Here is a 590-nt window from a genome sequence, read left to right as displayed (position 1 = left end):
GGTTGTCAGTGTGATATTAAATATCTTTGCTGTTATGACAGCATTCTTTGGGGTTTATCTCGGGTTCCGGGAAGCTACTCAGGGGATCGTGATTAATATTCTGCGTCGTAAAATGCCAGCGGAAAACATTAATGAAAAGTGGGTGCAGCGCGGAATTATGGTATTTGCCATATTACTGGCGTGGAGTGCAATTGTACTGAATGCGCCAGTATTAAGTTTTACCTCAATCTGTAGCCCAATATTCGGCATGGTCGGGTGTTTAATTCCAGCTTGGCTGGTCTATAAAGTCCCAGCACTGCATAAATACAAAGGTGTCTCACTGGTCATTATTATTATCACTGGCCTCTTATTGTGTATTTCTCCATTCCTTGCATTCTCCTGATTGCAGGCGTGTGTTTTCTGGATATAAGCGTTAAGGCTAAAAAATGGCAAATTCTGCAATGAACCCGGCATGGGCTGAACTTATCCTTGCTGTGAAACAAAATGTGAAGCCCGCAGTCGGCTGCACTGAACCCGTTTCATTGGCGCTGGCAAGTGCCATTGCTGCTTCGCATTTAGCGGGGCAAGTGACACGCATTGAGGCTCGCGTT

At 45.3% G+C, this 590-nt stretch carries 2 pseudogenes; both read left to right on the top strand.

The annotated features are described in order from the left end of the window. Positions 1-382 (top strand): annotated as a pseudogene (locus tag D6029_RS22275) (hypothetical protein); the annotation flags it as partial. A 43-nt stretch (positions 383-425) separates the two neighbouring features. Next, positions 426-590: pseudogene (locus D6029_RS22745) on the top strand (serine dehydratase subunit alpha family protein); the annotation flags it as partial.

Source organism: Buttiauxella izardii (assembly GCF_003601925.1).
Classification (GTDB): Bacteria; Pseudomonadota; Gammaproteobacteria; order Enterobacterales; family Enterobacteriaceae; genus Buttiauxella; species Buttiauxella izardii.
The sequence above is the reverse complement of the archived record's forward strand: the minus strand, read 5'-3'. Positions and strand labels throughout refer to the sequence as shown.